Origin of the sequence: Pseudomonas sp. HMSC08G10 (assembly GCF_001808425.1) — a bacterium.
GTDB lineage: Bacteria > Pseudomonadota > Gammaproteobacteria > Pseudomonadales > Pseudomonadaceae > Aquipseudomonas > Aquipseudomonas guariconensis.
Genome location: NZ_KV793297.1, coordinates 89,140 through 109,164 on the forward strand (window position 1 = coordinate 89,140; position 20,025 = coordinate 109,164).

Sequence of the window (20,025 nt, forward strand, 5' to 3'; positions counted from 1 at the left end):
AGGGCACCATGATCAAGACTCGCGTCATCGCACCGGCGGCCGAGGCCTACACCTACCCGCTGCTGATCAAGCGCCTGCTGCTGTCGGGCGTGCGCTACCAGCCGGGGCAGGAGATCGTCTACGCCGACCAGTTGCGCTACAGCTACACCACCTTGCAAACGCGCATCCAGCGCCTGGCCAATGTGCTCACCGAGGCCGGCGTGCGCCCGGGAGATACCGTGGCCTTGCTCGATTGGGACAGCCACCGGGCGCTGGAGTGCTTCTTCGCCGTGCCGATGATCGGCGCGGTGCTGCACACGGTCAACGTGCGCCTGTCCACCGAGCAGATCCGCTACACCATGAACCACGCCGAAGACCGGTTGGTGCTGGTGCATGACGACTTCCTGCCGCTGATGGAACAACTGCACGGCGAGTTGAGCACGGTCGAGCGCTTCATCCGCCTCGGCGAAGGCCTGGCGCCGGTGAGCGGCCTGCCGTTGGTGGGCGAGTACGAGGCCTTGCTGGCGGCGGTGGACAGCCACTTCGACTTCCCCGATTTCGATGAAAACTCCGTCGCGACGCTGTTCTACACCACCGGCACCACTGGCGATCCAAAGGGCGTGTACTTCACCCATCGCCAGCTGGTGCTGCACACCCTCAACGAACTGGGCACGCTCGCCGCCTGTGGCGGCGAGCCGCTGTTGCGCACGGGCGATGTGTACATGCCGATCACGCCAATGTTCCATGTGCATGCCTGGGGCGTGCCCTATGTGGCCACGGCGCTGGGTATCAAGCAGGTCTATCCCGGGCGTTACGAGGCCAATCAGTTGGTGCGCCTGTACCGTGACGAAGGGGTGAGTTTCTCCCATTGCGTGCCCACCTTGCTGCAGATGATGCTCGACTGCGAAGAGGGCAAGCGCACAGACCTCAAGGGTTGGAAGATGCTCCTGGGCGGCAGCGCCCTGACCCAGGGCCTGGCCCAGCGAGCCAGCGAGCGGGGGATTCGCGTTCATTGCGGTTACGGCATGTCCGAAACCTGCCCATTGCTCAGCCTGACCTGCCTGAGCGCCGAAGACTTGGCGCTGCCCATGGCGCAGCAGGTTCCCCTGCGCATCGCGGCCGGCGTGCCGATCCCGTTGGTGGATCTGCGCATCGTCGATGGCGAGGGCCAAGACGTGGCCCATGACGGCGAAACCCTCGGCGAAGTGGTGGTGCGTGCGCCCTGGCTGACCCAGGGCTACCTGAACGCGCCCGAGCAAGGCGCCGCGCTCTGGACCGGCGGCTGGTTGCACACGGGCGATCTGGCGTGCATCGACGCGCACGGGGTGATGCGCATCCGCGACCGGATCAAGGACGTGATCAAGACCGGAGGCGAGTGGATCAGTTCGGTAGAGTTGGAAAGCCTGATCAGCCAGCACCCCGGCGTCGACTCGGTCGCCGTGATCGGCCTGCCGGACGAACGCTGGGGTGAGCAGCCGCTGGCCTTGGTGGTCTGCACCGACGGCGTGACGCTGGACCAGCCAGCCCTTGCCCGGCATCTGCAGCAATACGTCGACAGCGGGCGGCTGAACAAGTGGGCCGTACCCCGGCAGGTGCGTTTCGTGGACCAAATCCCCAAGACCAGCGTGGGCAAGATCGACAAGAAGCGCATCCGCCAAACCTGCCTTTAGGCACTGGGCTTTTCGCGGGTAAACCCACCACAAGGGCCTGCGCGGACCAGGTGGGTTTACCCGCGAAGAGGACAACACAAGCATATCCAGAAACCATTCCCCACTTGGGCAGCTCGACCGAATCACTAGGCTTAAGGCGAGACCTGATTCAAGGAAGATCCAATGCCTCTCGCCAAATCCCACCTGCTGCGCCGTGGCCGCTACTCGGCGCCTGGCAGGTTGTACCTGTTGACCACTGTCACGCATCGTCGCAAACCGTTGTTTTGCAATCTTCAACCGGCTCGCCTGGTGATTCACCATCTACGTCTGTTGGACCAGGAGCAGGCCTGTCGATCGTTGGCATGGGTGGTAATGCCGGATCATCTTCATTGGTTGATCGAACTGGAGGTTGCAACGCTGGGCACCTTGATGCGCAGGTTCAAGTCGCGCTCAAGCCGTACCTTGCATCAGTCAGGTGTTGAAGATCATCCGATTTGGCAACCGAGCTACCAAGACCGGGCGCTGCGTCGGGAGGAGGAGGTGAAGGCAGTGGCCAGGTACATGGTGGCCAACCCGCTGCGTGCGGGCTTGGTGAGTAGCATCAGGGAGTATCCGCACTGGGATGCAGTCTGGCTTTGAATCCGTGGTGCGCTCTTCGCGGGTAAACCCGCAGGTATCGCGTCGTCCTAACGTTTGCGCCCGGTCTGACAGGCGCAACACAACCCCAAGAGCGACGCGATCCTTGTGGGAGCGGGTTTACCCGCGAATGCGCCAAAAAGTTCACCTCAAAAACCACTGAATGAAATAACGCCAGCCCAGGCACCGCCGTAAGGGCGCAAAGGTGAACGAGCGTCGCCACGTCAAATGGATAAACCCACAACCTCAAAACCAACCACTGCTCGATCTGGATTCACGCAAGCCCGGGCTGGTACATGCACGTGTTCAGGTCCTCCAGAAACGCCTGCAGGATCGGCGGCGGGGTCACGCCGCGTCGGGTGATGACGTCGAAGGGGGAGGTGAGGTCCAGGGCGTTGGCGCCCAGGCGGTACATCTCGCCGGTCTTGACCCACTGCTCGGCGAAGTGCACCGGCAAGAACCCGATATAGGCCCCGGAGATGATCAAGATCGCCGCTGCCTCGATGTTCTCCACGGTGGCATCGGCCTTGCTCATGCCCAACTGAGTCAGGTCGTACTGCTGCATGTAGCCGCGCACCACGATCCGGCAGGCGCGCACCTCTTCGAGCAGGCGCCCGTTGGCCGGTTTGCTGGCGAACAGCGGGTGGCGACGGCCGCAGTACAGCCCCAGGGCTTCGTTATACAGCGGCAGGTAGGACAGCCCCGGCACCCGTAGGGGAAAGTGCCCGATCGCTAGGTGCAGGCGCCCGTCCAGCACCCGCTCTTCGAGCTCCGCCGGGGCGCCGATGTAAATGTTCAACTGGGCATCATGGCCGCGTGAGACGAAGCGCTGGGTGGTGCGTGGCACCGGTGAGTCGGGGTCGGTCAGCGTGGAGTCGATGATCCCCAGGTTCAGCTGGCCGCTGATGTGCTGCTTGAGCACGTCGGCGTCCAGGCAGAAGCTTTCCACCGCACTCAAAAGCCGCAGGGTGGCTTCATGGATCGCCACGCCCTGCTCGGTGAGGCGAAAGCCGCTGCGCCCGCGCTGGCAGAGCTTGACGCCCAGGCGGGTCTCCAGGTGCGTCATCTGTTCGCTGATGGTCGACTGGCCGGTGTTCAGCGCCGCCTGCGCCGCGGAAAACCCGCCGCACTTGACGATGGTAGCGAACACCCTGAGGAGCTTCAGATCGACATCGTGGAGCTGGATCACCGCGGCCTCCCGGGCCGAGGTCACATCGCAGGCTGCTGATATGAACGCTCGGCTGAATGTGTTTTTGCCAAAGCTAACCCTCTACGCAGAGCAACCGCAATCCCGGCATTTGGCAAAACGCCTGCGGCAGCGTCGGTCTGAACAGATGCAGACATCGGCCGCGCCAGATACTTCGGCGCAGCCGATGTATGCATCTGGACTTGCGCATTTTTCCAAGGCCGAGCCGGGCCCATAGTGGCCTCAACGGTGTCGCACAGTCGCCCCGTCTCCTGACCAGAACAAGAAATGTGGAGAAGCTCTAACATGGCAAAGCATGGTTATGAATCCGGCCGCCTGAACCTGCCCTTCGTGGGGCACTGCACGTTCGCCAAGTCGCCCATCTGCACCGACTGGAATGCCATCGACGCCGATGTCGCGATCCTCGGCGCGCCCAACGACATGGGCACCCAGTGGCGCTCCGGCGCACGTTTCGGACCGCGCGGCATCCGCGAGGCGTCCACGCTGTTCTCCTTCGGCCATTCCGGCGCCTATGACCACGAAGATGACGCCACCTACCTGACCGAAGACCAAGTGCGCATGGTCGATGTGGGGGATGCCGACATCGTCCACACCGACATGGCCACCAGCAACGCCAACATCGAGTCGGCCGTGCGCCAGATCCTTGCCAGCGGCGCCATGCCGGTCGTGCTGGGCGGCGATCACTCGATCCATGCGCCGGTCATCAAGGCCTTCGAAGGGCGCGATCCGATCCACATCATCCACTTCGATGCTCACCTGGACTTCGTCGACGAGCGCCACGGCGTGCGTTATGGCCATGGCAACCCCCTGCGCCGTGCCTCGGAGCTGTCGAACATCACCGGCATGACCCAGATGGGCATCCGCAACGTGTCGTCTTCCAACCGCGACGACTACGACGCCGCCCGCGATGCCGGCTCGAACATTCTCTCGGTGCGCGACGTACGCCGCCTGGGCGTCGAAGGCGTGCTGGCGAAGATCCCCCAGGACATCGACTACTACATCACCATCGACATCGATGGCTTCGATCCGTCCATCGCCCCAGGCACCGGCACGCCGAGCCATGGCGGCTTCCAGTACTACGAAGTGCTGGAGATCATCCAGGCCCTGGCCAAGCGCAGCAATGGGCGCATCGTCGGCATGGACCTGGTGGAAGTGGCCCCGGCCTACGACCCCGCTGGCGTGACGTCCATCCTCGCCGCGCAACTGCTGATGAACAGCATCGGCTTCATCTTCCACGCGCGCGCCAACGCTCGCTGATCCGGAGTTTCCAACGTGGACAACAAGGTAAAGACCTACCTGCAGACCTTCGGTGTTTCCGAGGCGACCCAGCGTTTTCTCACCAAGCAGCAGCACATGTTCATCGGCGGCGCCTGGGTGCAGGCCAGCGATGGTGCCACCGCCGAGGTGATCGAACCCTCCACCGAAGCGGTGCTCACCCGCATTCCCATGGGTACCGCCGAGGACCTGGACCGTGCGGTGAAGGCTGCGCGTGCGCAGTTCGACGGCGGCCCCTGGAGCCAGCTCAAGCCGCTGGAGCGTGAGCGCGTGCTGCACCGCCTGGCGGACCTGATCGAGGCCAACGGCGAGGAGCTGGCGCAGATCGAATCCATCGACATGGGCAAATCGGTCGACCAGGCGCGCGCCGTGGACATCCAGGGCACCATCGACACCTTCCGTTACTTCGCCGGCTGGGCCAGCAAGATCCATGGCCGCACCGTCGAGCCGTCACTGCCGGGCAACTACCTGGCCTACACCCGCAAAGAAGCGGTTGGTGTGGTCGGGGTGATCGTGCCGTGGAACTTCCCGCTGCAGACCATGGCCTGGAAGTTGGGCGCGGCCCTTGCGGTCGGCTGCACCGTGGTGGTCAAACCGGCAGAACTCACCTCGCTTTCGGCCCTGCGTTTCGCCGAGCTGGTGCAGGAAGCCGGGCTGCCCGACGGCGTGGTGAACATCGTCACCGGCCGTGGTAGCGTGGTGGGCAATGCCATGACCAGCCACCCGGGTATCGACAAGCTGAGCTTCACCGGCTCCACCCCAGTCGGCTGCTCGGTGGGCAAGGCCTCGATGGACCAGATGAAGCGCCTGACCCTGGAACTGGGCGGCAAGTCACCGGTGATCGTGTTCGCCGATGCCGACATCGAAGCCGCAGCCCAGGCAGTGGCTAACGGCGTGTTCTTCAACTCGGGCCAGGTGTGCGACGCCGGGACCCGCGCCTACATCGAGCGCAGCGTCTACCCGGCCTTCCTGGAAGCGCTGGCGCGCTACACCGCAACGCTCAAGATCGCCCCGGGCCTGGATCCGGATTGCTTCATCAGCCCCATGGTGTCGCGTCAGCAACAGCAGCGGGTGCTGGAGTACATCGCCCTGGGCAAGGCCGAAGGCGCGCAGGTGTATTACGGTGGCGAGCCGGTCCAAGGCCCGGGTTTCTTCGTGCAGCCGACGATCTTCGCCAACTGCACCCACGACATGCGCATCGTGCGTGAGGAGATCTTCGGCCCGGTGCTGGTGACCCAGCCGTTCGACTCCCAGGAGCAGGCCGTGGAACTGGCCAACGACTCGGTGTTCGGCCTGGCCGCGGCGATCTACTCCAACGACCTGGGCCGGGTCCACGGGCTGATCCCACGTCTGCGGGCAGGGACCGTCTATGTCAACGCGCACAGCACCCTCGATCCATCCATGCCCTTCGGCGGCTACAAGCAGTCGGGCTATGGCAAGGACATGGGCGCCGAACAACTGGAGTTCTTGCTGGAGACCAAGGCGGTCTGGATCACCTTGCCCTGAGGTCCAGGGCTGGCCAGCGCCGCTGAGGTTGGCGGGCGGCGCTGATTTATCGGATGCATCGAATTTCAAGAACAAGAACCTATCGAGGTGATGCCCATGAACAGCCAGGCAGATGTAGAGCGAGCGCAAGATCTGGAAAGGCGCCTGTGCGCCTATGAGGAACTGGAAGGACGGACGGATTGGCCGGGTGCGATGGGCGTCGGTGACTACCTGGCGCTGGCGGTGTTCGCCCTGGTCGTGATGGTGGGCTTCTACCTGTGGGGGGGCCACGCATGAGCCCGTCCAGAGAGCAGGAATTGCGCCTGGCCGCTGAACGCGGCGACACCCCCTTGCTGCCCAGCGAGCGCGTGTGGGGTTTCTGGGGGTATGCCTATGCCAACTCCGCGCTGGCCGTGGCTACCTGGGTGTTTCTGATCGGCGGCGCCACGGCGCTGTTCGTCGGCCCCAAGCAAGGGATCTGCGCCATCGTCATCGGCAACATCGTGGGGGTGATCCTCGCGGCGTTTTCCACCTGCGTGCCGTGCGGCAAGTATGGGGTGGAGCAGTTCACCTTCCTGCGCAGCATGTTCGGCCTCAATGGCAGCCGCCTGGTCTACATCCTGTCGGTAGTGTTGCTCACCATGGGCTGGCTGGCGGTGTTGGGGCTGATGTGCGGGCGTGCGTTGGATAACCTGGAGACCCTGGTGCAGCAAGTCCCGCCCGATGGCGACGGCTGGCTGGTGACCGGTGGCGCCTTGCTGGCCATCGTGCTGGCGGCGCTGGTGGCCATGCGCGGGCCGGACATGATCCGCTTGCTGAGCGCGATCATCGCGCCCAGCCTGATCCTGATCATGCTGGCGCTGATGTACTTCATCTCCCGCAGCCACAGCCTGGACCAACTGCTGGCCATGCCGGCGCTGCAACCGCCGTTCGCCGACTCACGCATCAACTTCATGATTGCCGTGGAGATCAACATCGCCGCTGGATTCTCCTGGTGGCCCTACATCGGCAACCTGTCGCGCCTGTGCAGCAACCAGCGCACGGCCTTCTGGCCGAACCTGGTGGGGATCTTCGGCGCCGCCTCCCTGGGCGAGACCGTCAGCCTGTTCGCCGCGTCGACGCTGGGCAGCAGCGACCCGACCGCCTGGATGCGCCTGGCCGGTGGCATGGTGTTCGGGGTGGTGGCGCTGGGCTTCCTGGCCCTGGCCAACCTCACGGGCATGGTCAACATCCTCTACACCGCGGTCATCGGTTTGCGGCAAGTGACCGCAGAGCGCTTGCGCAGTGTGCGCTGGGGTGTGCTGGTGGGGCTGTTCTGCGTGATTCCGGTGGCCATCGTGCTGTTCTTCCCGGGCATCTATGACGGCTTCTTCATCTTCCTGGTGTGGACATCGGCACTGAACAGCGCCTTGGCCGGGATCGGCATCGCCGACTACTTCTTCCTTCGACGCCAGCGCGTGAACCTGCGCCAGCTCTACGCCCCACAAGAAACATCGCCACTGCGCTTTTGCGGCGGCTTCAACCCCATCGCACTGGTGGCGTTGGTGGCGGGCTTCGTGATCTACGTGGTGGTGTTCAACCCGCAGACCTTGGCCAACACCACCTTCTTCACCTTCGCCACCGCTTCTCTGCCGTCCTGCCTGCTGGCCGGGCTTGTGCACTACGGGCTGACCCGTGCACTGGCCAGGCGCTTTGGCTGGGGCGGCTACCCAACGGGCAATGAACGCAACATCGAGGCAGCAGGCCTCGAAGCAAAGGGCTACAGCAAATGAACAAGCGATATGACTACATCATCATCGGCGCAGGCTCTGCCGGCTGCGTCCTGGCCAACCGCCTGACCGAAGACGCCGGCACCTCGGTGCTGGTCCTGGAGTTCGGCGGCAGCGACCGCAGTGTGCTGATCCAGATGCCCAGCGCCTTCTCGCTGCCGATGAACACCAAGAAGTACAACTGGCGCTACGAGACCGTCGCCGAGCCCCACCTCGATGGCCGGCGCCTGCACTGCCCGCGGGGCAAGGTACTGGGCGGCTCATCCTCGATCAACGGCCTGGTCTACATCCGCGGCCATGCCCATGACTTCGACGAGTGGGAAAGCCTGGGTGCGAAGAACTGGAGCTATCGCAACTGCCTGCCGTACTTCAAGCGCGCCGAGACGTTCAAGTTCGGCGGTGACGACTACCGCGGTGCCAGCGGCCCGTTGGCCACTAACAACGGCAACAACATGCAGAACCCGTTGTACGGCGCCTGGGTGGAGGCCGGCGCCGAGGCCGGCTACATCAAGACCGACGACTGCAACGGCTACATGCAGGAAGGCTTTGGCGCCATGCACATGACGGTCAAGGATGGCGTGCGTTGGTCCACCGCCAATGCCTATCTGCGCCCGGCCATGACCCGGCCGAACCTCACCGTCGTCACCCACGCCATGACCCGGCGCATCCTGCTCGACGGCAAGCGCGCGGTGGGGGTCGAATACGACGAGGGCGGCAAGACTCACAAGGTCTACTGCAATCGCGAAGTGCTGGTGTCCTCCGGTCCGATCGGCTCGCCGCACCTGTTGCAGCGCTCCGGCATCGGCCCGCAGGAGGTGTTGAAGAAGGCCGGCATCGACGTGCGCCACGACCTGCCGGGTGTGGGTGAGAACCTGCAGGATCACTCGGAAATCTACATCCAGTACGCCTGCAAGGAGCCGGTGACCCTCAACGGCAAGATGAACCTGCTGGGCAAGGCGATGATCGGCCTGCGCTGGCTGCTGTTCAAGGATGGCCTGGGGGCGAGCAACCACTTCGAGGCCGGTGGCTTCATCCGCTCGGCCAAGGGCCTGCGCTGGCCGGACATCCAGTTCCACTTCCTGCCGGCGGCCATGCGCTATGACGGCGATAAACCATTCAAGGGCCATGGTTTCATGGTGCTCACCGGGCCCAACAAGCCCAAGAGCCGCGGCCATGTACGGGCGCTGTCGGCCGACCCGTACCAGCACCCGGAGATCCGCTTCAACTACCTGCAAAGCGAGGAGGACAAAGAAGGCTTCCGACGCTGCGTGCGCCTGACTCGGGAGATCATCGCCCAGCCAGCCATGGACCGCTTCCGGGGCGAGGAACTCGCGCCGGGGGCCCATGTGCAGACCGATGAGCAGATCGACGCCTTCGTGCGCGCCAACATGGAAAGCACCATGCACCCCTGTGGTTCCTGCCGGATGGGCGAGGATGACATGGCGGTGGTCGACTCCGAGCTGCGTGTTCGTGGCCTGCAAGGGCTGCGGGTGATCGATTCCTCGGTGTTTCCGAGCGAGCCCAACGGCAACCTCAACGCACCGACCATCATGCTCGCCGAACGCGCCTCGGACCTGGTACGCGGCCGCCAGCCCCTCGCGCCTGCCGATGTGCCGGTCGGGCTGGTGGAAGGCTGGGAAGAGCAACAACGTAGCGCTGAGCCCGTGCGCAAAGTGCGGGCCTGAGCCGCGCTTCGATCACGGTAGGAGCGGGGTTACCAGCGAAAGCGTTGGTGAATCCACTATCGCATTCGCGGGTAAACCCGTTTCATGGAAGGTGAGCGCCAGCGCACAATAGCCCTCTGGCCCTCAGGACACGAAATCCATGAAAACCCCCGGTGGCGTGCTGCTCAGCGGCGTCGAGCTCGATCGCGGCAGCTCGGTCCCGCTCTACCGCCAACTCTACCTGCAACTGCGCAAGCAGATCCTCAGCGGTCGCCTGCCGGGCGGCACGCGACTGCCATCCACCCGTACCCTGTGCAAGGAGCTGTCGCTGTCGCGGATCACGCTGCTCAACGCCTTCGACCTGCTCACCGCCGAGGGCTTTCTGGCCTCGCGCACTGGGGCGGGCACCTACGTGGGCCACGAATGGCAGGGCAGGGTGGCCCAGGCCGACCTGCCCATCAACCCCCCGCGGCTGTCGAGCCTGAGCCAGGCCGTGCATTCGCTGCGCAGCGAGCATTTCAGCGGCATCTCCTACAGCGCCTGGGATCCGCAGCGCCCGGTATCCCTGCTGCCCAGCCATCCGGCCTACGATGCGTTTCCCATGCCGGTGTGGAAGCGCCTGATGAACCGCCACCTGCGCAAACCGGACAAAGCCCAGCTGGCCTACGGCGAGCTCAAAGGCTTGCAGCGCTTGCGCGAGGCCATCGTCGAATACGTGTTCGACGCCCGCGGCATCGAGTGCAGCGTGGAGCAGGTGGTGATCACCTCCGGTGCCCAGCAGGCGTTCAACCTGCTGGGCATGCTGCTGCTCAACCCCGATGATCGAGTGTGGATGGAAGACCCTGGCCACATCGCCGCGCGCATCGCCTTCCAGGCATTGGGCTGCCAACTCGTGCCCCTGCGGATCGACGAGCAGGGGCTGGACGTGCAGCAGGGGATACGCGAATGCCCTGAGGCGCGCCTGGCCTTCACCACGCCCTCACGCCAGCATCCTCTGGGCACCACCATGAGCTACCCGCGCCGCCAGGAGCTGATCGACTGGGCCGCTCGCAGCCAGGGCTGGATCGTCGAAGACGACTGCGACAGCGAGTTCCGCTACGTGGGCCGGCCGCTGCCGGCGTTGTTCGCCATGGACCCGGGGCAGCGAGTGATCTACGTCGGCACTTTCAGCAAGGTGCTGTACCCATCGTTGCGCCTGGGCTATGTGATCCTGCCCGAGGCGCTGGTCGAGCCGTTCTGCGCGATCCGCGCGGTGATGGACCGCAGCCCCTCCACGCTGCACCAGGCGACCACTGCCGACTTCATGCTCGACGGCCATTTTCTCGGGCACATCCGCCATATGCGCGCGCTCTACCAAGAGCGCCAGGCCAGCCTGGTGGAGGCGCTGCAAGGCCAGTTGGGGGGATTTCTTTCGGTGGCGCCGGTGGAGGCCGGGCTGCACCTGATCGGCTGGTTGCCCGAGCAGGTCGACGATGACGCCCTGGCCCGTGGGTTGGGTAATCACCAGGTCTACACCTATGCGCTGAGCGACTATTGCCTGCAGCGCTACCTGCCGCCCGGGCTGCTGCTGGGCTTTGCCGCCACGCCCGCCGAGCAGGCCGCGCAGCGGGTGCGCGAGCTGGCCCAGGCCCTTGAAGCGTTGGGCATGCACGGCTGAGCTCGGGCTTCAAAATGGCTATACCAACAAAAGGTTAATGGCTCTATGGATGGGGCCACTTCGGAGCGATAAAGGCACGGCCGGCCACCCCGGCATCGCTCTGAGGAAATGACAATAATGAATCCTATCCAAGCCCGTTTCGCCACGCTCATGGGCCATAACGCGCAGGCGCCGTGCACGCCCGTGCTACTCACCGCCGACCTTGCCCGCCGCCTGCTGGCGCGTCTGGACAGTCTGCGGCTGTTCGCCCACGGTTACCCGCTTCTGACCAACCTCACCCACGGACGGGTCACCCCCGAGGACATGCTCGACTTTGCCTACCGGCATGGGCTCGACGGCCTCTCGCTGCACCTGCTCGATGGCGAGCACAACAGCCTGTCGCGCATGCCGGCCGAGCGCCTGGCGGCCTTCGCCGACAAAGCCCGCGGCCTCGGGCTGGACGTGCACCTGGAGATCAGCAGCACGCTGCCCGCGGACGTGGACCAGGCCGTGACTGTCGCCCGTGCCATCGGCAGTCGCAACATCCGCGTGTACTCGCGCTACGAAGGGCACCTGTCGCGGGTGATGGGCATCATCGAGGACGACCTGCGCCGCCTGGCGCGCTTGGCCGACGAGCACGACCTGAACTTCGACTTCGAGCAGCACGAAGAGCTCAAGAGCGACGAGATCGCCACCTTGCTGCGCCGGGTCGGGCATCCACGGCTCAATGCCTTGTTCGACTTCGGCAACATGATCAATGCCTGCGAGCAGCCGTTGCCTGCGCTGGCGAACCTGGCGCCCTTCATTCGCCAGGTGCACCTCAAGGGCGTGCGCGTAGTGCCCGAGGCCAATGGCTTTGGCCATTACGGCGTGCTGCAGGGCAGCGCCGAAGACCAGTTGCCTGGTGCGCGCATGCTGCTGGAGTTGTTGCTGCTGGGCGAATCCACGCCTCAAGTGGTGGCGTTCATCCTCGAGCAGGAAAACCACTACATCGCCCCGGCGTTCCGCCAAGTGGGCGAGGAGGCCGACCCCTTCATCGTCTACCGCGAGATGAGCGAAACCCCGCTGCCGCCCGGCTACAGCCTGGAGCAGATGCTGGCGGACGAGCATCGCTGGGCCAATGACCAGGTGCGCTACGTCCGCGAACTGCTGGCCCAGATGCGCCTGCTGGCCGAACTGACCCTGGCCGATGCCGCCGTAGCCTGACCCTCAACCTGGAAACCGTGGAGAACAACAATGACAGCTTCGGTCAAAGCCAAGTGGCTACGCTTTTTGATCCTCGTCCTCGGCGGCGGGACCATCTACAAACTCTCCAACCTCAAGGATGCCTTCTACATCCCGATGCAGGAGCACATGGGCCTGACCCATACCCAGATCGGCACGCTGCTGAGCGTCAACGCTATCGTCGCTACTGCGCTGTTCGTGGTGGGTGGCTTTCTGGCTGACCGCTTCGAAACGCGCAAGCTCATTCCGCTGGGGCTGGTGAGCATCGGTGGTCTGGGCCTGTACCTGGCAAGCTTCCCCGGCTACAGCCAGTTACTCATCATCTTCGGCCTGCTGGCGGTGTGCGCCGACTGCATCTTCTGGCCCTCGCTGCTCAAGGCCATCCGCAACCTGGGCAATGACCAGGAGCAAAGCCGCATGTTCGGCCTGCTCGAAGGCGGGCGTGGCGCGGTGGACACCCTGGTGGCGTTCTCCGCCCTTGGCGTGTTCGTTGCCCTGGGCTCCGGTGCGGCCGGGCTCAAGGCAGCCATCGCGTTCTATTCGCTGATCGACATCGGGGTCGGCGTGCTGGCGCTGTTCCTGCTCAAGGACACCCGCCAGGGCAACAGCACCCGCGAGCCCATCGGCCTGTCGGGGCTGCTGGAGGCGGTGCGCATGCCGGGGATCTGGCTGGTGAGCCTGAACGTGTTCATGGTCTACATCGTGTACTGCGGCCTGACCTACTTCATCCCGTACCTCAAGGACATGTACCACCTGCCGGTGGCACTGGTGGGCGCCTACGGCATCATCAACCAGTACTTCCTCAAGGTGCTGGGTGGCCCGGCCGGTGGCTTCATCGCCGACAAACAGCTCAAGAGTTCGAGCCGCTACCTCAAGTGGGCCTTCGTTGCCTTGCTGCCGCTGATGCTGGTCATCCTCAGCATCCCGCGTGGCGAGAGCTACATCTACGCGGGCCTGGCGGCGACGCTGTCCTTCGCCCTGGTGGTGTTCACCATGCGTGGGGTGTTCTGGGCGCCGATGAGCGAAGTGGGCATCCCTTCGCGCATCACCGGCTCCGCGTTCGGCATCGGCTGCCTGATCGGCTATGCGCCGGGCATGTTCGCCTACGTCATCTACGGCGCGCTGCTGGACCACTACCCAGGTGAGCAGGGCTACACCTATGTGTTCAGCCTGATGAGCGTGCTGGCGGTGGTGGGTGTGGTGGTGTCCAGCCTGCTGCAGCGGATGGTCAGACGCCACCGAGAGGCAGTCGGGGCCCAGGCGATCGCCTGATCCCGATTGGGGCGCTGACTTTTGGGCGGGCACGATCCCTGTGGGAGCGGGTTTACCCGCGAATACGTTGGTGAATCCATGACCGCACTCGCGGGTGAACCCGCTGCCATAGGGACAGTTAGTCTTTGGGTAAATCTGTTCTCAAAGAAGGCTGCGCCGTGCACCGCCACAAAGCCTGCACAGCCTCCTCGGTGAATTTTTTTACGTTCCGCTGTATCTGATGCCATAGAGCTTGCATCCGCGACAGGGAGCGACCATGAAATCACGGAAAAAGACCGTCAAGCCGATCGGCTTGCAGGACATCACCATCGTCGACGACGCCAAGATGCGCAAGGCGATCACCGCCGCGGCGCTGGGCAATGCCATGGAGTGGTTCGACTTCGGTGTCTATGGCTTCGTTGCCTATGCACTGGGTAAGGTGTTCTTCCCTAACGCAAGCCCCGGGGTGCAGATGATCGCGGCACTGGCCACGTTCTCGGTGCCATTCCTGATCCGCCCGCTGGGTGGGCTGTTCTTCGGCGCGTTGGGTGACCGCTATGGGCGTCAGAAGGTGCTAGCGGCGACCATCGTGATCATGTCCTTGAGTACGTTCGCCATCGGGCTGATCCCGTCCTATGCCTCGATCGGCATCTGGGCGCCGATCCTGTTGCTGCTGGCCAAGATGGCCCAAGGGTTCTCGGTGGGCGGCGAATACACCGGGGCGTCGATTTTCGTGGCCGAGTACGCACCGGACCGCAAGCGGGGCTTTCTCGGCAGTTGGCTGGACTTCGGTTCGATCGCAGGGTTCGTGCTGGGCGCGGGCCTGGTGGTGCTCATCTCCACTGCACTGGGCGAGGCGGCGTTTCTGGAGTGGGGCTGGCGCTTGCCGTTCTTCCTGGCCTTGCCGCTGGGCCTGATCGGCCTTTACCTGCGCCACGCCCTCGAAGAGACGCCAGCTTTCCAGCAGCATGTCGACAAGCTGGAGCAGGGCGATCGCGAGGGCCTGGCTTCAGGCCCGAAGGTGTCGTTCAAGGAGGTCGCCACCCAGCACTGGCGCAGCCTGGTGACCTGCGTGGGTGTGGTCATCGCCACCAACGTCACCTACTACATGCTGCTCACCTACATGCCCAGCTATCTGTCCCACAACCTGCACTACAGCGAAGACCATGGGGTGCTGATCATCATCGCGATCATGGTCGGCATGTTGTTCGTGCAGCCGATCATTGGCCTTTTGAGCGACAAGGTCGGCCGCCGGCCTTTCATCATCGGTGGCAGCGTGGGGCTGTTGGTGCTTGCCATTCCGGCGTTCATGCTGATCAACAGCGGCGTGCTCGGAGTGATCTTCGCCGGTTTGCTGATCCTGGCCGTGCTGCTCAATTTCTTCATCGGGGTGATGGCTTCTACCTTGCCGGCGATGTTCCCCACCCATATCCGCTACAGCGCTTTGGCCAGCGCCTTCAACATTTCGGTGCTGATCGCCGGGCTGACCCCAACCATCGCCGCCTGGCTGGTGGAGAGCACCGAAAACCTGTACATGCCGGCCTACTACCTGATGGTGATCGCATTGGTGGGGTTGGCCACGGGCGTGTCGATGAAGGAGACGGCCAACAAACCCCTGCACGGCGCTGCCCCCGCTGCCTCGGACATCGAAGAAGCGCGCGAGCTGCTGCAGGAACACCACGACACGCTGGAACAGAAGATCGAAGACATCGACGCGAAGATTGCCGAGCTTCAAGCCCAGCGCGCACGTTTGGCGCAACAGCATCCTCATATCGACTGACGGCGCAAAGCGGAGTCTGAATGTTCATTGCAAGTGCAAACTATTTAAGTCGGGTGATTAATTTGACGCCATAAAATAATTGGCAAATACCCGAGGTAGAGCGCTTGCAAAGTCATTTGTTGGCACCTTTACTTGTTACTGGATATGAGGGGCGCTGTTTCAATGAAGCGTGGCTTTCATATCAATGAGTTAAAGGGTGCATTGACGTTTCGCGTTGATATTCCGGCCTATTTGTCAGGTTCATAAAGGGTGGCTACATCCTTTATGGGTTTGCCGTTGCTGACGGGTCCCGCTCAGTGGGGAGGACTGTTCATGGAAAGTGAGGTGTCGGCGTTCAGTCAATTGGATCCCCATCATCGTCGGCACTGGACATTGGCCGCGTATAAATACATCGCGCGAAAACGGCTGGCGCGTCATGTCGATATCAGCCTGAAAAGCATCGCGGAAAAAAGCTGGGACATCGCCCCAGGTTGCCTGTCGTTCTCTCCGCCAGCCATTGCGCTGCCCGGCCAGCTGGAGCGTGTCACCGGCTGGGAGGAAAAACGCTTCTATCCATATGAACACCCGGCCCGCACCATGGCAGGGTTGGGCGAAGTGGTGCAGGGCCCGACCCGGGGCTATCTGCTCAAGGACGTCTGGTTGATCGACGGTGTGCTGTACAAGGGGCGGGCCAGTTTCTGGCTTTCCCAACGGCCCAGGGCATTCCCACCTGTGGTCGTGGAGCATGAGATCGATCGCGGGGCGATCTACTGTTCGGTCAACGGCAATACCTGGTTCGGCAACTGGATGGTCGAAGACTGCGTGACCTATCCCCTGGCCGCCGAGGAAGGTGTGCCGGTCACTGTCGGGCCGTCAGCGCGGTTTCCTATCTACACCCAGGCGCCGCCCTACGAAGACTGGCTCGGCATGAAGCCAAGGCGCCTGAGTGGCGCCTACTTCCATGAACTGGTGCTGTTCGATGACTTCTGTAACAACCGCAACAAGTATCTGCGTTTTCGCGCCATGGGTGACAAGCTGCTGTCGCGGGTGAACTATCAGGCGCACCCCGGCGTGTTCTTGCTGCGCGGTGGCGACGGCGACCTGCGCTTGCTGCGCAACGAACTGGAGTTGGCCGAGCACCTGCGTCGAACCCGTGGTTTTCACGTGGTCGATCCGCTGAAAAGCGACGTGCCGTCCATCGTTGCGGCCTGCGCCGGGGCGCAGGTGGTGATCGGTGTCGAGGGCAGCCAGCTGGTGCATGGGGTCAATGTCCTGCAACCGGGCGGTGCTTTGCTCGCCCTGCAGCCGCCCAATCGCTTCGTCAGCTACTACAAGTACCACACCGACCGAGACAACCAGCATTTCGCCTATGTGGTCGGCACCCCCGATGGCGACGGTTTCAGGATCGACATCGAGGAAGTGGAGCGCACGTTGGATTTGATTCCACCGCCGTGAGCCGTGACCTAGAGCACGTTCAGGATGTGGCCCGGGCCAGGAGAAGGTTTGCCGTCTTCACCATTTGAATCCACTCCTGCTCGGTCACCAACCTCTTCTGCCGGGGGCGGTCACGGACCTGTTCGAATGGGTGCAAGGTCTTCCGCAGGAGCTCGAGATGCTGGCGGCGCATATGTGTGCATTGGCCGAAGCCTGTGATCTGGATGCCGTGAGCGCGCTGCTCGAAGCCGTGCCCGCGACAAAACCGTGAGGTCGTGCAGGTTTCACGGGTAAACCGGACACCGAACCGATTCACCCGCGAAGCGGGCGCCACGCAGAAGAGCAGCGCCGACCAGGATTATTTCTTCAGGGCCTGGTACGACTTGACCATGTCCTGCGCCCAACCGTCGAGCACGGCCTTGGCATCTTTGGCCTGCATGACTTGCGACGAGTTTTCCAGCTCTGTGCCGGCGCCTTTGCGCACCACCTCGGCCACTACCTGGTTGTTGCTGCCATCGATGAAGGCCGCCTCGGTGGCGATGCTGGTGTCTTGGTCGCGAATGCCGGTGGCGGTGCTGATACCGGCGGCGATCAGGGCGATCGGGATCACTTCATACGGGCGCAGGCTCTTGGTGGAGGCGCTGACCGCAGTGATCGCCGGGCGCACGACCAACACGCCTGGGCCTGGGCTGGTGGCCAGCGGCAGGACCTTGGAGAAGTGTGATTTCAAGGTCTGGTCGTAGTACTGGGTGATGCCTTGAAGCGTGGACTGCGGAACCTTCTCGGTCGGCTGCGGCCGCGGATAGAGCTGGCTGGGCTCGATGTAGACGCTGCGGAAGGCGTTGACGTCGACGCCAGGCTTGATCCAGCGCATCACCGGCGCACCGGAGGGGGACTTTTCTTCCTTGAGGATGCTGTAGTCCTTCAGAAAGCCGGAATACTGATCGGACTCCACGTATTTGCTCGCGCAACCGGAGAGCAGTAGCGAGGACAGGCACAAGGTTGTAGCGAACGACTTCAGGTTCATTCAGGTTCTCCTTGGGACATTGGCATCGCGCGGTGGCCTTGGATTCGAGTTCGTGTGACGGTGTCGTGGAAACGCAAGGTCGCGCGCCCTCCAATGATATGTAGCGCACAGTTGCCGAAGTTGCTGGACAAAGTGTTGTCCGACAGTGCATTTGTCGGGTCAAAGCCATGTTGCTGAGTCAGATCAAGGTGTCGCTCATGCTAGAATCCGCCGCTTCGAATCAGGAGGTAGACGCGTGCGCAAACTGGCAGTGGTAATGGCAGTGCTGGCCCTGACGGGCTGTGAGAACGAGGTCGAGGGTGTCCACAAACAGGTGGCCGAACACCTGCACAACCCCAAGACGGCCAAGTTCGCCAACGTGCGGATCGACACCCAGGGCTCGATCTGCGGCCAGGTGCGCGGCAAGGACGACGCCGGGCAGTACGAGGCGTACCGCAGTTATGTGGCGATCAAGCACGATGGCCAGTATGAAATCCTCGTCGATGACACCGGCAACAACCTGCGCATCCGTGAGGTCTGCGGCGGTGCCGAGCTGCAACGCCGCGCCGATGCCCTGGCTGACCAGCCGGCCCCGGAAGGCTGGGATGTGGAAGTGATCCAGGGGGCCAACATGGGGGCCTTGACCGACATGACTGCCCGCCTGATCGAAAAGGGCATCCCGTCCTCGGTCGAGTATCGCAATGGCAAGCCGGTGGTGTTGATGGGGCCATTCCCCACCAAGGCCGAGGCCGAGGCACGCAAGGCCGATGTCATGGCGCGCCTGGGCACGGACTCGATCGTCATCCAGCACGGCGCACAGCGCTAAGGCCACGGGCCGCACAGCGGCTCCAGGGCGTCAAAAATGCATGTCCGGGGCGTGTGCGGCTATGCTTGCAGGGAAGCAGGTGGTTGAGGGGGAAAGGCCTCATGTCTACGCTAGAACGGGCCATTGCCGTCGCTGCCAGGGCGCATGAAGGGCAATACGACAAGGGTGGGGCGGCCTACATTCTCCACCCGTTGCGGGTGATGATGCGGGTTTCGACGCCCGAGCAGCGGATCGTCGCGGTGCTCCACGACGTGTTGGAGGACACCCCGCTGACCCTGTCGGACCTCGCGCGCGAAGGCTTCCCCCTGAAGATCCTCGCCGCCGTGCTGGCGTTGAGCCGGCGTGAAGGCGAGAGCTACGAAGCGTTCGTGGTGCGCCTGGGCGGCGACCCGCTGGCGCGGCAGGTCAAGCTGGCGGACCTGGCCGACAACAGTGACCTGTCGCGTATCCCATGCCCGGGCCCGGCGGACCTGGCCCGGCTTTGCCGCTACCAGCAGGCCAGCGCCTACCTGCAGACCCTCAACTGATCAGCCACAGGCCTGCATGTTCACCGGCCCGACGAAGTCGTTGCCATGGCCCATCACGCACGCCACCTGTTGGTTGCGCTGCAACTCCCAGGTCTGCGGTGGATAGGTCTTGTTCCAGGCCTCGAACAACTGCCGGTCTTGCTTGGACAGGCGCAGGTTGTACTGCTTGCTCATATAGAAGTAGGTGCGCGCGATCATCCCGCGGATCGACGGGCGCGGCATCACTTTCTTGGCCTTGAAGTCCACCTGGGTCAGGCAGCTGCCGTACTGGCCCTGTTGCTGCGGCAGCCAGCCGAAGCTGTAGTTGCTGCGGTCGCCATTGACCTCGCCGATGCTCGGTACCAAGTTGTGCAGGTCGGCTTCGGCGCGTTTGTACACCTCATCGTGGCGCGAGCAGTTCTTGCGTCCACCATTCTGCCAGCATTGGCGCTGATGGCCGATCTGCCAGGCAGGCACGATGTGTTCCCATTCGATGCGCGAAGCGCGTTGGGCATTCTTGCGCGGGGTGTAGCCGCAGGAGGCCAGGTCCACTTTGTTGCCTTTGTACTTGCAACCACAGTAGAACTCGGTGGATTGCGGTGCATACAGGCGCCAGGCGACCTTCTTGGCTTCCTGGAAGGTGCGTGGGGCGTCGGCGTGGGCAGTGACAGCGGTGAACAGCAGGCACAGGCCTGCGAAAAGCGAAACTCTCATGCGCG

General features: G+C 63.5%; 17 protein-coding genes. 14 read left to right on the plus strand and 3 right to left on the minus strand.

Annotated elements, in window-relative coordinates; translation table 11 throughout:
* The first annotated feature begins 8 nt into the window (after positions 1 to 8).
* Together HMPREF3173_RS05785 and HMPREF3173_RS05790 are read left to right on the plus strand one after the other, a co-directional pair.
* Positions 9 to 1,649, plus strand: a complete 1,641-nt coding sequence (locus tag HMPREF3173_RS05785) for a fatty acid--CoA ligase (RefSeq protein WP_070571910.1) — start codon at positions 9 to 11, stop codon at positions 1,647 to 1,649.
* A gap of 162 nt (positions 1,650 to 1,811) precedes the next feature.
* Positions 1,812 to 2,267 (plus strand): REP-associated tyrosine transposase, encoded by a 456-nt coding sequence (locus tag HMPREF3173_RS05790; protein WP_070571877.1) that lies wholly within the window; start codon positions 1,812 to 1,814, stop codon positions 2,265 to 2,267.
* A 271-nt stretch (positions 2,268 to 2,538) separates the two neighbouring features.
* Here the strand turns inward: HMPREF3173_RS05790 and HMPREF3173_RS05795 are convergent, their stop codons facing one another.
* Positions 2,539 to 3,453 carry a LysR family transcriptional regulator gene (locus HMPREF3173_RS05795; RefSeq protein ID WP_070571911.1) on the minus strand — a complete coding sequence of 305 codons (915 nt, stop codon included), beginning with the start codon at positions 3,451 to 3,453 and terminating at the stop codon, positions 2,539 to 2,541.
* A gap of 303 nt (positions 3,454 to 3,756) precedes the next feature.
* On the opposite strand from HMPREF3173_RS05795, the gene speB reads away from it, so the two are divergent.
* The 10 genes from speB to HMPREF3173_RS05845 all read left to right on the plus strand — a co-directional run bounded on the left by speB (position 3,757) and on the right by HMPREF3173_RS05845 (position 16,989).
* Positions 3,757 to 4,728, plus strand: coding sequence for an agmatinase (gene speB, locus HMPREF3173_RS05800; protein WP_070571878.1), 972 nt, complete (start codon positions 3,757 to 3,759; stop codon positions 4,726 to 4,728).
* 15 nt (positions 4,729 to 4,743) lie between these two features.
* Positions 4,744 to 6,252 (plus strand): aldehyde dehydrogenase family protein, encoded by a 1,509-nt coding sequence (locus tag HMPREF3173_RS05805; RefSeq protein ID WP_070571879.1) that lies wholly within the window; start codon positions 4,744 to 4,746, stop codon positions 6,250 to 6,252.
* A 96-nt stretch (positions 6,253 to 6,348) separates the two neighbouring features.
* Positions 6,349 to 6,528 carry a hypothetical protein gene (locus tag HMPREF3173_RS05810; RefSeq protein ID WP_070571880.1) on the plus strand — a complete coding sequence of 60 codons (180 nt, stop codon included), beginning with the start codon at positions 6,349 to 6,351 and terminating at the stop codon, positions 6,526 to 6,528.
* Positions 6,525 to 8,003 (plus strand): purine-cytosine permease family protein, encoded by a 1,479-nt coding sequence (locus tag HMPREF3173_RS05815; protein ID WP_070571881.1) that lies wholly within the window; start codon positions 6,525 to 6,527, stop codon positions 8,001 to 8,003. The genes HMPREF3173_RS05810 and HMPREF3173_RS05815 overlap by 4 nt, the downstream gene beginning before the upstream one ends.
* The gene (betA, locus tag HMPREF3173_RS05820; RefSeq protein WP_070571882.1) at positions 8,000 to 9,685 is read left to right on the plus strand and encodes a choline dehydrogenase; all 1,686 of its coding nucleotides are present in this window, start codon (positions 8,000 to 8,002) and stop codon (positions 9,683 to 9,685) included. Before HMPREF3173_RS05815 ends, betA begins: the two co-directional genes overlap by 4 nt.
* 139 nt (positions 9,686 to 9,824) lie before the next feature.
* Entirely contained in the window at positions 9,825 to 11,321 is a 1,497-nt protein-coding gene (locus HMPREF3173_RS05825) for a MocR-like pyridoxine biosynthesis transcription factor PdxR (protein WP_070571883.1), read from the plus strand.
* Positions 11,322 to 11,435: 114 nt separating this feature from the next.
* Positions 11,436 to 12,506: a sugar phosphate isomerase/epimerase family protein gene (locus HMPREF3173_RS05830; protein ID WP_070571912.1), complete on the plus strand. Its 1,071-nt coding sequence runs from the start codon at positions 11,436 to 11,438 to the stop codon at positions 12,504 to 12,506.
* A 30-nt stretch (positions 12,507 to 12,536) separates the two neighbouring features.
* Complete coding sequence (locus tag HMPREF3173_RS05835; protein ID WP_070571884.1) at positions 12,537 to 13,796, plus strand: MFS transporter; 1,260 nt, start codon at positions 12,537 to 12,539, stop codon at positions 13,794 to 13,796.
* Between the two features lie 256 nt (positions 13,797 to 14,052).
* Entirely contained in the window at positions 14,053 to 15,555 is a 1,503-nt protein-coding gene (gene proP / locus HMPREF3173_RS05840) for a glycine betaine/L-proline transporter ProP (protein ID WP_043214829.1), read from the plus strand.
* Positions 15,556 to 15,867: 312 nt separating this feature from the next.
* Positions 15,868 to 16,989 carry a glycosyltransferase 61 family protein gene (locus tag HMPREF3173_RS05845; protein ID WP_070571885.1) on the plus strand — a complete coding sequence of 374 codons (1,122 nt, stop codon included), beginning with the start codon at positions 15,868 to 15,870 and terminating at the stop codon, positions 16,987 to 16,989.
* A 337-nt stretch (positions 16,990 to 17,326) separates the two neighbouring features.
* Here the strand turns inward: HMPREF3173_RS05845 and HMPREF3173_RS05850 are convergent, their stop codons facing one another.
* On the minus strand, positions 17,327 to 17,995 hold the full coding sequence (locus HMPREF3173_RS05850; protein WP_070571886.1) for a DUF3313 domain-containing protein: 669 nt from the start codon (positions 17,993 to 17,995) through the stop codon (positions 17,327 to 17,329).
* Positions 17,996 to 18,230: 235 nt separating this feature from the next.
* On the opposite strand from HMPREF3173_RS05850, the gene HMPREF3173_RS05855 reads away from it, so the two are divergent.
* Together HMPREF3173_RS05855 and HMPREF3173_RS05860 are read left to right on the plus strand one after the other, a co-directional pair.
* A complete protein-coding gene (locus HMPREF3173_RS05855) occupies positions 18,231 to 18,800 on the plus strand; it encodes an SPOR domain-containing protein (protein ID WP_070571887.1) in 570 nt (189 codons plus the stop codon).
* A 101-nt stretch (positions 18,801 to 18,901) separates the two neighbouring features.
* A complete protein-coding gene (locus HMPREF3173_RS05860) occupies positions 18,902 to 19,327 on the plus strand; it encodes a GTP pyrophosphokinase (RefSeq protein ID WP_043214816.1) in 426 nt (141 codons plus the stop codon).
* Here HMPREF3173_RS05860 and HMPREF3173_RS05865 read toward each other — a convergent pair whose 3' ends face one another.
* On the minus strand, positions 19,328 to 20,020 hold the full coding sequence (locus HMPREF3173_RS05865) for an endonuclease (protein ID WP_070571888.1): 693 nt from the start codon (positions 20,018 to 20,020) through the stop codon (positions 19,328 to 19,330). It lies immediately after the preceding gene.
* Positions 20,021 to 20,025: the final 5 nt, after the last annotated feature.

Excerpts from the sequence above, each read along its gene's own strand:
- HMPREF3173_RS05850 (WP_070571886.1), bottom strand. The coding sequence starts at position 17,995 with ATGAACCTGAAGTCGTTCGCTACAACCTTGTGCCTGTCCTCGCTACTG.
- speB (WP_070571878.1), top strand. The coding sequence starts at position 3,757 with ATGGCAAAGCATGGTTATGAATCCGGCCGCCTGAACCTGCCCTTCGTG.
- HMPREF3173_RS05810 (WP_070571880.1), top strand. The coding sequence starts at position 6,349 with ATGAACAGCCAGGCAGATGTAGAGCGAGCGCAAGATCTGGAAAGGCGC.
- HMPREF3173_RS05790 (WP_070571877.1), top strand. The coding sequence starts at position 1,812 with ATGCCTCTCGCCAAATCCCACCTGCTGCGCCGTGGCCGCTACTCGGCG.
- HMPREF3173_RS05860 (WP_043214816.1), top strand. The coding sequence starts at position 18,902 with ATGTCTACGCTAGAACGGGCCATTGCCGTCGCTGCCAGGGCGCATGAA.
- HMPREF3173_RS05815 (WP_070571881.1), top strand. The coding sequence starts at position 6,525 with ATGAGCCCGTCCAGAGAGCAGGAATTGCGCCTGGCCGCTGAACGCGGC.
- betA (WP_070571882.1), top strand. The coding sequence starts at position 8,000 with ATGAACAAGCGATATGACTACATCATCATCGGCGCAGGCTCTGCCGGC.
- HMPREF3173_RS05785 (WP_070571910.1), top strand. The coding sequence starts at position 9 with ATGATCAAGACTCGCGTCATCGCACCGGCGGCCGAGGCCTACACCTAC.
- HMPREF3173_RS05825 (WP_070571883.1), top strand. The coding sequence starts at position 9,825 with ATGAAAACCCCCGGTGGCGTGCTGCTCAGCGGCGTCGAGCTCGATCGC.
- HMPREF3173_RS05835 (WP_070571884.1), top strand. The coding sequence starts at position 12,537 with ATGACAGCTTCGGTCAAAGCCAAGTGGCTACGCTTTTTGATCCTCGTC.
- HMPREF3173_RS05865 (WP_070571888.1), bottom strand. The coding sequence starts at position 20,020 with ATGAGAGTTTCGCTTTTCGCAGGCCTGTGCCTGCTGTTCACCGCTGTC.
- proP (WP_043214829.1), top strand. The coding sequence starts at position 14,053 with ATGAAATCACGGAAAAAGACCGTCAAGCCGATCGGCTTGCAGGACATC.
- HMPREF3173_RS05845 (WP_070571885.1), top strand. The coding sequence starts at position 15,868 with ATGGAAAGTGAGGTGTCGGCGTTCAGTCAATTGGATCCCCATCATCGT.